The following is a 10,312-nucleotide window of genomic DNA, read 5'->3' as shown; positions in this document are numbered from 1 at the left end:
GCTTTAAAAATCAGCTACTACAGGTATTATGCGACAACCAGCCAATGAAGATGCCGTTATGTTCAACCCGCTGATGGCGGAAACATTCGCCGTCCGGATAGGCCCCGGTGGCGGGGGTGAAACGCACCGCCCCCTCGTCGGGCAGGCGATTGGTTGTGGCATCGACCAATTCGGTATGCACATCACCAAGGCCGCCGGACGGTGCCAGACAATCATAACGACTGCCATCGCCGTTGATTGTCCGTATCCCGACCATACCGTGGTCCATCGGCCATGCTTTTAAAATGGATGTCAGATCATTGCTTGATACCGCAAGGCAAGCATTGATTGCCGGCATCAAGGCCGTAATCTGGCGGGTCCATTCCGGGTTATCCGGTTTTTGCAAATCATCAACATCAACAACCGGGAAATTGCCCGGTGCCAGCGCAAGACCGGTAATTTCGGCCGAAACAGCACATTTGGTCGAACCATCTGGCCCGGTCCATGTCGCGTCCTGCCCCTTGCCGCGGATCGAATACATTTCATTGGCATAACCATATCCCGACCCGGTGCGCTGAACGCGCAGGATCAGTGGATCACGGCCAAGGAACTCGATCACGGCCTCGCCCTTGCGGCCTTCGAAGGTGGCGTTAAACCGGCTTTTATCATCGCAAACAAAAGTCTGGCGCCCGGTAACCGGTGCCAAGGCCGCCTCGCCAAGTGCCGCGCTGATCCGCGCCAGGGCAACCTTGCTTTGTGCCATCGCCCCGCTGACTTCATGTTCGTTCGGGGTTCCGGGCGTGCCATTGACGTTTTTTGTACCACCGGCAAACCGACCGATGGCAAAATCAAGCTTCAGGGCGTAATCAAGAACTTCGCCATCCACCGCACCGCTGTAATTGATACGGTTGGCATCCTCGGCAAAGTGCAGGATTTTGCCATTGCGATAATAGAATTTGACGTTGGACTGGCCATATTTCCCCAAATCACGGTGTTCTTCGACATAAACCGGTTCGCCATCGCCCGTGACATAGGCTTTAAACGTGACCTTGCTGTCACCGGCATTATAACGGCCCGGAAGAACCCGAAGATCAGGCAATTGTGTGGTGATCGCGGCAACATCGCGGGCAACATCGGAATGACCGCCATTGCGCGCTGCCGCCGCCGATCCCGGCCCGGCGCGCCGGACCAAAACCTGCACATCATTGGGCGCATTATCGGTTAAAACGCGATAGGTCTGATCATTGCGAAACAAAAGATCACCGTTTTGGGTGACAATATTTGCCTCGATCACGTAACGGTGGCTTGGATCGATCCGCTTGGCGTCATAGGGCAGGATGAACACCATCGGCGGATTGCCCGCCGGATTGGTAATCGATGAAATTTCAGTTCCCGGCGCATCACCACTTGATGCATCAAGAAGTCGCACGACAAGGCTCGCACTATCAGGTGCCAGCGCGATCTTTTCGTAAAAAACAACAGTCCCGGTCACCCGGTCCCGGTCCGATTGCAGTCCGGCACACCCCGTGACAAGGGCGACAACCCCGATCACAAATACCGTCCGCAACCTTCCCCAAATCCATGAAGAGAGTTTCATTATAGCCTCAGTTTGCTCGTGTTATTTTTTGGGTTTTGTCCCCTTTGCGCAATCGTGAACGCAAACAACAAGAAAACCAAGGCCAAAAAGCGGCGGAACTGCCGATTAAAGTTATGTTATTTCGATATATCCAACCGAACACCATCCGCATCAAAAAGATGCCAGTTTTCCACCGCGGCAACCGATAGGCTAACCCCATCCCCGATACGAACCGGCACAATCCCGGCAAGTCGGACATTGATATCAATCTGCCCCGGATCGCCAAAGCCGCAATCAAGCTGAACAAAAGTATCCGATCCCAGATGCTCAACCGAAAGCACATTGCCCCGAAGAACCGCCGAAGCATCATCGGTTGCCAACACAAAATGTTCCGGACGAACACCAACCGTCACCGCCTGATCAGGATCAAGCGCGCCGGGCAATGACAAAGCCATCCCCGCTGGCAGAACCAAACGACCATCGGCATCACTGCGTGCCGACCAAAAGTTCATTTTTGGTGATCCAATAAACCCGGCAACGAACTGGTTAACCGGGTGCCGATAAAGGTCTAGCGGTGATCCAACCTGCTCAACCACGCCATCACGCAAAACCACGATACGGTCGGCCATGGTCATGGCTTCGACCTGATCATGGGTGACATAAATCATTGTTGCGCCAAGTTCACGGTGCAAGCGCGCCAGTTCCATACGCATATCAACCCGAAGCGCCGCATCAAGATTTGATAACGGTTCATCCAACAGGATGATTTTCGGATCACGCGCCAAGGCCCGGCCGATTGCAACGCGCTGGCGCTGGCCACCCGATAATTGTTTTGGGGTTCGGTCAAACAACGGCAACAATTGCAGAACGTCACCGATCTCGCGGGTTTTATCGGCAATCTCGCGTTTGGATTTACCCGCCATTTTAAGCGGGAAACCAATATTTTCCGCGACCGTCATATGCGGATAAAGCGCATAGGATTGAAACACCATGGCAATATCGCGGTCCGATGCGGGCAAATGATCAACGCGGCGATCCCCCAGATGAATTTCACCGCCCGATATTTCCTCCAGCCCGGAAATCATGCGCAACAGGGTCGATTTACCACAGCCCGACGGGCCAACGAAAACCACAAGCTCCCCATCCCCGACCGAAAGGTCGACGCCCTTGATGATGTTTGCCGTCCCAAAAGTCTTGGTGACATTTGATAATGATACCGACGCCATCTCAGCCGTTCTCCACTTGATCGAAAGTCATGAAATCTGTTTTTGATTGATTTTCCGGATCCAGCAAGGCGCTTATTGGCGCGCATAAATCGCCAAGTCCGGGATAATGGCGCGGATGGCTGGCGATGGTTTTACCCGCCACCTCGATCCCGGCGCGCAGGCAATCACCAAGCCCGGCACCACGTTGAAACGCCAAAAGGAACCCGGCATTAAAGCAATCACCGGCCCCCACAGTATCGACCACATCGACCGCGCCAGATACCGCCGCACTAACGATATCATCGCCCATACAGGCCGACGCCCCGTGACGCCCGCGCTTGACGACCACAATCGCGCCGGGTGCGAGCTTTTTGGCAATTTGCGCAATATGAAAATCAACATTGGTGGTAAAGGTTTCACCGTCAATGCCCAGCAACCCTGCGGCCTCGGCATCGTTGATCAATAAGATATCAACCATCGGCAACCAGCCAAGGACATGATCCTGAACCGCATCGGTCCAGCCCCCGGTCGGCCATGCCGTATCAAGGGCGACAATCGCCCCCGCATCACGCAATTCGCCCAGCAAATCGGTGCAATCGGGCACCAGCCGGGGCATCAGGAAATTACCAACCAAAAGCGCAATCGAACCGTCAAGTTCCGCATGCGACAACATTTTGCGCACCATATCGGCGTCAAACAAAGCACTATGCCCTTCGTTCGACAAAAAGGTCCGTTCCTTGTCGGAATGCGTCAGGCCAATGGTGACCGATGTCACGGTGTCGCTTTGATGCCAATGTTCGGCAAGCGGCCCAAACTGGGATTTAAGCCAATCGCCCATTTCATCGCGACCAATATTGACCACCATGCGCTGATTGGCACCAAGTGCCATCAAGGCCGCCCCGAAAATGCCGCCGCCGCCGCCAACCCGCATTTCGTACTGCGGATAAACCGTTTCGGTGCCACGATCGGGCCAATCGTCAATCGGGCCCAGCAACTGATCAACATTGATCGTGCCAATCGAAATGATTTCGCGTTTCGGATCGGGGCGCATGCCGGTGATAGAATTACGCATGCTATTCATCCCTTAACACTGCCGCTGGCCAAACCGGAAACCAGGGTTTTCTGCATGAAAAACGCCAGAACAACCGGTGGCACGGCGGCCAGAATTCCAGCCGCTGAAATCAGGCCATAATCAGCCACACGCCCCGCCGCCAGATCGGCAATCGCCACCGTGATTGTCTTGGCACGGATATCGTTGGTGAACAGCAGACCATAGAAAAACTCATCCCAGGCCAGCAAAACTGCCATCATCACCGCCGCGCCCAATGCCGGGCGCGCAATCGGCAGGATCACATACCAAATCGCCTGAACCCGATTGGCCCCGTCAATAATCGGCGCTTCGTCAAGATCGCTTGGGATGGTGTCGAAATTGCTTTTCAACAGCCATGTCGTAAACGGCAACAGGATCGAACAATACACAATGATCAGCGCGAAATGGGTATTGAGCAGCCCCAGCGCATTCATGATCGTATACATCGGCAAAACAATCGCCACGGGCGGCAACATAAAGATCGCGATCACGGCATAAAGCAGGTTCTTGCGACGCTTTCCGGGCAGACGTGAAAAGCTGTACGCCGCCGGAATGGCTGCGGCGATGGATACCCCCGTCGCCGCAAGCGCGATAATCACGCTATTGCGGATCCCATAAAGGAAGCTTTGCGATGGGGTATTCTCGGCATAGATCAAAAGGCTGCGGTAATTCTCGAACGTCGGCTCGTCGGGCCACCATTGCAGTGGCAAGGTCGTCAGATGGGTTGATGAACTGATGCTCATGATAAACAGCCACAAAACAGGTGTGGCAATCACCAGCGCCAGCAAAGCCGCCCCCAGATAGACACATATTTTCTTGTTCCGGGATGCTTGCATTTTAAACCTCCCCCTGCTTGCGGATCAGATACATATAACCGGCAATCAGGCTGGCACTGATCAGCACCACAATCAGGGCATAGGACGCCCCCGATCCGACCCGCATATAGGCGAATGCTTCCTGATAGACATAAAAACTGACAGTTTTTGTGCTGCTGGCCGGGCCACCGCGGGTCATGACATAGATAATGTCAAACACCTTAAATGCCTCGATCGTGCGCAGCACAAGCGCCACACTAAGCGGCCCCATAATCGCCGGAAGCGTAATCCGCCAGAACCGGTTCCACACACCTGCCCCATCAAGGGTCGCGGCCTCATATAAATCCTTGGGAACGGTTTGCAGGGCAGCAAGGGCAATCAGCGCGACCAGCGGAAAGTTTTTCCACACGTCGGCCAGAATAACCATATCAAGTGCCGATGCCGGATCGCCCAGCCAAGAACGATAGGCATCAAGCATGCCAAATTGCAAAAGCAACGCATTCAGCGCCCCGAAATCCGGGTTATAGATCAACCGCCACATCATGGCATTGACAACAGTCGGTAATGCCAGCGGTAAAATCAGCATCGCGCGCAACAATGTCCGGCCTTTAAAAGCCTCGTTCAAAAGCAACGCTACCAGCACACCAATCACCATTTCCACACCGACGGAAATCACGGCAAAATAGGTCGTGTGCCAAATGGCTTCGCGGAATTTCGACGACGATAATGCGCGAATGTAATTGTCAAACCCGACCCATATGCTGGTCATATCGGGCGCAATCAATTTTGCACCGGTCAGGCTGAAATAAATTGTTTTGATCAACGGGTATCCGCTGACCCCGAGGATGATAACAATCATCGGGGTCAGCAGCAGCCACGCCGTCACCGTTTTACGATGGGAAATCATAGCGGTGGTTTCGGCTCCGGTTGGAAGTCGTATGTATACGAAAAACGATTACTGAATATCGCCAATCGCCTCGGCCGCACCGTTCAGGGCATCCGCCGGGGTTTGCGTCCCCAGCATCGCATTCTGAAGGGCTTCCTGCAAAACCGACGATGCTTCCTGATAGGCCGCCATGGTCGGGCGCGGCGCCATCACGGCAAGGCTGGTTTTCGCCGCATCAACAAACGGCTCCTGCCCTTTGATCACATCAGGATTGCTGTACGATGCTTCCCATACCGGCAGGCTCAGCTTGGCATATTGGTCCTGCACCTTCTGCGAGGTCAGGAACTGGATATATTTCCAAGCTTCTTCCTTGTGCTCACTTTTGGTCGGAATACCAAGGCCCATCGAACCGTTCACGGCCGATGCTGTCGAAATTCCGGCGGTTCCCGGTGCCGGGGCAATGCCAACATGACCGGCAACCTGGCTTTCGGCCGGGTCATTGGCAAGGTTGTACATATATCCCCAGTTCAGCGCAAAAGCCGCCTGTCCGCTTGAAAACACCCGACGAACATCTTCTTCAAGATATTCGCGTGAGTTCGGGTTGGTCAGACCGTCATCAATCGTATCAACCATATATTCAAGTGCCTTCAGGCCACCACCGGTATTGAATGCCGGTTTGCCATCAGCATCAAGAAACTGACCGCCCATACCCGAAAGGATGGTGGTGTAATCGCAAATCGCGGCTTCAGACTGTGACCAGGACCAAACCAGCGGATAATCAACAATCCCCTTGTCCTTGATCGCCTTGGCCTGACTTTCCAGTTCAGCCCATGTGGCTGGCGGAGTATCAAAACCGGCCTTTTTCAGCATTTCCTTGTTATAGAACAGGAACTTGGTATCGGCGATCCATGGCATACCATACAGGCTGCCATCATATTCCACCGTGGTCCATGCTCCGTCCAGAATGCCCTTGCGGGTATCAGCATCAACGCGGTCCGTCACGTTTTCAAGCAACTGATACTGCGCAAATTCAGCGGGCCAGATCACGTCATACAACACAACGTCATAGCCATTGGCACTTTGCGACAGGACGATCTTGTCATGCAGGGCCTCGTAAGGCACCAGTTCGACATTCACATTAACACCCGGATTGGCCGATTTGAAATCCTCGGTCATGTTGCGAATGTCATCTTCGCTATAGGCTGCCTGCGCCATAAACAATGCATTCAGCGTAACTTCGGCATGTGCGGCACCGGAAACGGCAAAGACGCCGAAAACAGCCCCTTTTAGGATATTCTTGATCTTCATGTATTTATCTCCCTGATGAATGAGATACGAATTGATCCAATGACAACCTGTTTGAACACAGGCTTTATTATTAATTCAATTTGATGTAATTAATAATATATAAGAATGGGGAGGGCAATGGCGAAGATGAAAAAACAATCTACCAGCGTGACAGGCACCAACCTTTTGCACGCCAAAAACCATAATCGCCGCGCCATTTTGGATGCGGTTCGCCGCCATGATGGCCTGTCGCGGGCCGATATCACCCGCCTGACAAATCTTTCCGCCCAAACCATTTCAAATCTGGTCGGCGAACTTGAAGAAGCCGGTCTTTTGCTTGCGGGCGAACCGGTGCGCCAAAAGCGCGGCCAACCGGCCCGCCCCTATCGGCTTAATCCGGACGGCGGCTATGCCATCGGGTTTCAGTTAACCGGCACGCAAATCGATGCGGTTCTGGTCGATCTGATGGGCGAAGAACGCTGCCAACTCAGCCGCCCGGTCAATCATCCCGACCCGATGCAGGCCGTCGATCTTTTGGTCGCCGCCAGCCACGATATTATTGCAAAGTCACAACTTGATCCGGCGCGCAATATCGGGATCGGCGTTGCCATGCCCGGCCCGGTCGGCATTGCCGGACCAACCGGCATCGCGCCGGGATGGGAAGGTTTCGATCTGGCCGGCATCATGAGCGAAAAGGCAGGATGCCCGGTATTTGTTGAAAACGATGCCGATGCCGCCGCCGTTTCCGAAAAACTTTACGGCACCGCGCGTGAACTGGATAATTTCGTCTATATCTTTATCGGTCACGGCCTTGGTGCGGGCCTGTTCCTTGATGGCCGGATCATTCATGGCGCCAAAGGTGGGGCAGGTGAAATCGGCCATATCCCGATCGAGGCCAATGGCCGCCCGTGTGATTGCGGACGCAAGGGATGCCTTGAACGCTATGTCTCGTTACTCGCCCTTTACGAAGAATTCGATGCCGCCCATCGCGATGATCTGATCAATGATCAAAGCCTGACCCATATTGCCGCCCTGTCGCCCGATGACGGCCCCGTGCGCAACTGGATTAATCAGGCCGCCCCGCATCTGAACACCACGCTTCAGATTATCTCAAGCATGTTGAACCCGCAGGCCGTGATTCTTGGCGGATTATTGCCTGACCCCATCCTGCGCGCCTTGTGGAAAGAAGTCATCCGCCTGCAAAACACCAGTGGCCCGACACCAACAGGTGACACCCTTCCGATCCTTATCAGTGACGGCAACACCTATTCGGCTGCACGCGGTGCCGCCGCCCTTCCAATCTATCAGGAAATGATCCCCGACTTTCAGAACATGCTAAAAGTCAGGGACAACGCATAAGGCAAAGCACCCCGGCAAGCCCAGGCACGTTCAACCGGCAAATCGGGTACATTCCTGCCCGGCAACATCGGTCTCAATCGACAGCAACGCCCCCTCAAGCGCGTTGCCATTGCCTTCCAGCCCAACCGCGGCCGAGGTAATATAAAGCGTTTTCAGGTTCAATCCGCCAAACACACAACTGGTTGGCTGGGAGACCGGTAACTCAACGATACGATCAACCGAGCCATCAGGCGCAAACCGGATCAAACAATTACCGCCCCAGCGCGCGTTCCAGATATAACCATCCGCATCCATCGCCGACCCATCCATATTGCCCCGATCATGGGGGCCAAAAAATGGTTTGGGATTGGATGGCGTGCCTGTCGCCATATCGAAATCATAGACATCCAATGTGTTTTTGATCGTGTCGCCAAAAAACATCTTGGTGCCATCGGCTGACCACAACAGCGTATTTGAAATACCAATATCAGCACCAAACCGTTTGCTATCACCATTGGCGGCAACCCGGTTTAAGGTGCCGGTTGAAACCGTCACCGGCAGGTCCTCGCCGTTCGGACCGATGTTATTTTCCATCGTGCCATGCCAGAACCGCCCCATCGGGTCAACGCGCGCCTCGTTCGACCGGTTGCCGGGGTGATCGGCATCGGGCGCAACAAACGGGGTTGTCTGCCCGCTTTCAGCATCCAAAAATGCCAACCCGTCGGCCAAGGCGACCAAAAGACCACCGCCAACACGCGGCACAATCGCTGAAACCGGCTGATCAAAGGTCCAGCTCCGCGATCCACCATCGCCGGGGCGCAGGGCAAAGGCGGTTTTCCCGACAATATCAACCCAGTACAGAACGCCATCCTTGGCATCCCAATGCGGCCCCTCGCCAAGAGTACAGCGTAAATTCGGCAGGACTGTTTTGACTTTAGACATAGTATCTCCCTGATATTCTGGCGGGTTCGCCCCGTTTTGACCTATCCCTTTAATGCAAACCGGCGGGCAACAAAGTCACAACCGAGTGCGGGGAAATCGTTATGTCTATTGCTATCGCGAAAGGATAAAACTGAAAAGTCATTTTGTATGATGATTAAATAGGCTGCATTTGTCCCCTGAGCGCAATGCCCAGTATTTCAAACAGGAATTCGGGATTTTCGCGCAGAAATGCCTGAAAACAAAATCACTCAAAACCACTCTTCTGCTTCGTTGTATTTTTGAATTTCAGTGCTTGAATAAATGCAGACATTACTCGAAACCTGCCGGTTGACGATGTCAGATAACCGGGGATCAGTTATCACACACGCATCGTAAGCAACCTGTCCAAACGAGATACCAGGCGAGAACTGATCAGCGCCAAATCGGATTGGCGAACATCAATAACATGCCTTGTCAGGTAATAATAAACCCAAACATATGCGCGCGATCTGGCATCTTGGGCATAGCTATTAATATAAAGCAGCACATCGTCCAGATTTGCGCCATTTGCGCGAAATGTGAACGTGTCATAGTCACTTCGCCCAAACGTAACGACCGGCTTACCATGAACAAGCGCCTCGAAACCGCATCCCGAATTGATGGTGATGACGCCAGCAGATTGTTCAATGAGGCTATGCACATTTTCCTTGGCCTCATAAACATTGGGCCTGCTGGTCCAACTTTCTATTGCCGCCAATACCGCCGGGTCATCCTCATAGGGATGAGCCTTCAAAACGATCGGCACGCCCCTATTGACTGCCCATTTCGCAACCTTGTTCAGAAAATCCAGAACACCGATGTCAGAGTGGCACTGAATGGCGTCATCGGGGTTTAATTGCATTGGAACAAACAAATACCCCTTAGGGGCTGCGATTTTTCCGGGGCGCGGCTGGGAAAATTTCGAAACCCCGCTGTCTAACCACATCTTACTAAGGCCCCTGCAATAAGCCGCAGCAACAACACGGTCGACTTTGGCCGTTTCGTCTTCCAGATCGCTTAAACTGGCTTGAAGTGGCCCCCAACCTTCATGATCAAGCGTAAATGTCCCATTGATGTACATCTCCATATAGAAGACATCACCATCCCGGGTTTGATTGCGCGATAAATGCTCATAAAGAATCTTTGACCCACCCGGCATCGGGCGCATGTCGTGTT

The 10,312-nt window shown here is 53.5% G+C and carries 9 protein-coding genes; 1 reads left to right on the top strand and 8 read right to left on the bottom strand.

Translation table 11 applies throughout. From position 1 onward, the window contains the following. Positions 1-10: 10 nt before the first annotated feature. The 6 genes from TALK_RS11950 to TALK_RS11925 form a co-directional block, all read right to left on the bottom strand. Positions 11-1,576: a YbaY family lipoprotein gene (locus TALK_RS11950; protein WP_245829852.1), complete on the bottom strand. Its 1,566-nt coding sequence runs from the start codon at positions 1,574-1,576 to the stop codon at positions 11-13. A 116-nt stretch (positions 1,577-1,692) separates the two neighbouring features. Continuing rightward, positions 1,693-2,781 carry an ABC transporter ATP-binding protein gene (locus tag TALK_RS11945; protein ID WP_085619135.1) on the bottom strand — a complete coding sequence of 363 codons (1,089 nt, stop codon included), beginning with the start codon at positions 2,779-2,781 and terminating at the stop codon, positions 1,693-1,695. 1 nt (position 2,782) lies between these two features. Continuing rightward, the gene (locus tag TALK_RS11940; protein ID WP_169715015.1) at positions 2,783-3,832 is read right to left on the bottom strand and encodes a carbohydrate kinase family protein; all 1,050 of its coding nucleotides are present in this window, start codon (positions 3,830-3,832) and stop codon (positions 2,783-2,785) included. A gap of 5 nt (positions 3,833-3,837) precedes the next feature. Further along, entirely contained in the window at positions 3,838-4,686 is an 849-nt protein-coding gene (locus tag TALK_RS11935; RefSeq protein WP_085619131.1) for a carbohydrate ABC transporter permease, read from the bottom strand. A gap of 1 nt (position 4,687) precedes the next feature. Continuing rightward, on the bottom strand, positions 4,688-5,488 hold the full coding sequence (locus TALK_RS11930) for a carbohydrate ABC transporter permease (RefSeq protein WP_211274809.1): 801 nt from the start codon (positions 5,486-5,488) through the stop codon (positions 4,688-4,690). 132 nt (positions 5,489-5,620) lie between these two features. Further along, positions 5,621-6,859, bottom strand: coding sequence for an extracellular solute-binding protein (locus TALK_RS11925; protein ID WP_085619129.1), 1,239 nt, complete (start codon positions 6,857-6,859; stop codon positions 5,621-5,623). 126 nt (positions 6,860-6,985) lie between these two features. On the opposite strand from TALK_RS11925, the gene TALK_RS11920 reads away from it, so the two are divergent. Further along, complete coding sequence (locus TALK_RS11920) at positions 6,986-8,197, top strand: ROK family transcriptional regulator (RefSeq protein ID WP_169715013.1); 1,212 nt, start codon at positions 6,986-6,988, stop codon at positions 8,195-8,197. 30 nt (positions 8,198-8,227) lie between these two features. Here TALK_RS11920 and TALK_RS11915 read toward each other — a convergent pair whose 3' ends face one another. Continuing rightward, complete coding sequence (locus tag TALK_RS11915) at positions 8,228-9,118, bottom strand: SMP-30/gluconolactonase/LRE family protein (RefSeq protein WP_085619125.1); 891 nt, start codon at positions 9,116-9,118, stop codon at positions 8,228-8,230. A gap of 358 nt (positions 9,119-9,476) precedes the next feature. Beyond that, the gene (locus TALK_RS11910; protein WP_169715012.1) at positions 9,477-10,304 is read right to left on the bottom strand and encodes a capsular polysaccharide export protein, LipB/KpsS family; all 828 of its coding nucleotides are present in this window, start codon (positions 10,302-10,304) and stop codon (positions 9,477-9,479) included. Positions 10,305-10,312 lie beyond the last annotated feature (8 nt).

Source organism: Thalassospira alkalitolerans, assembly GCF_002115745.1.
Taxonomy (GTDB): Bacteria; Pseudomonadota; Alphaproteobacteria; order Rhodospirillales; family Thalassospiraceae; genus Thalassospira; species Thalassospira alkalitolerans.
Note: the sequence above shows the minus strand (reverse complement) of the source record. Positions and strands in the feature narration are given on the sequence as shown.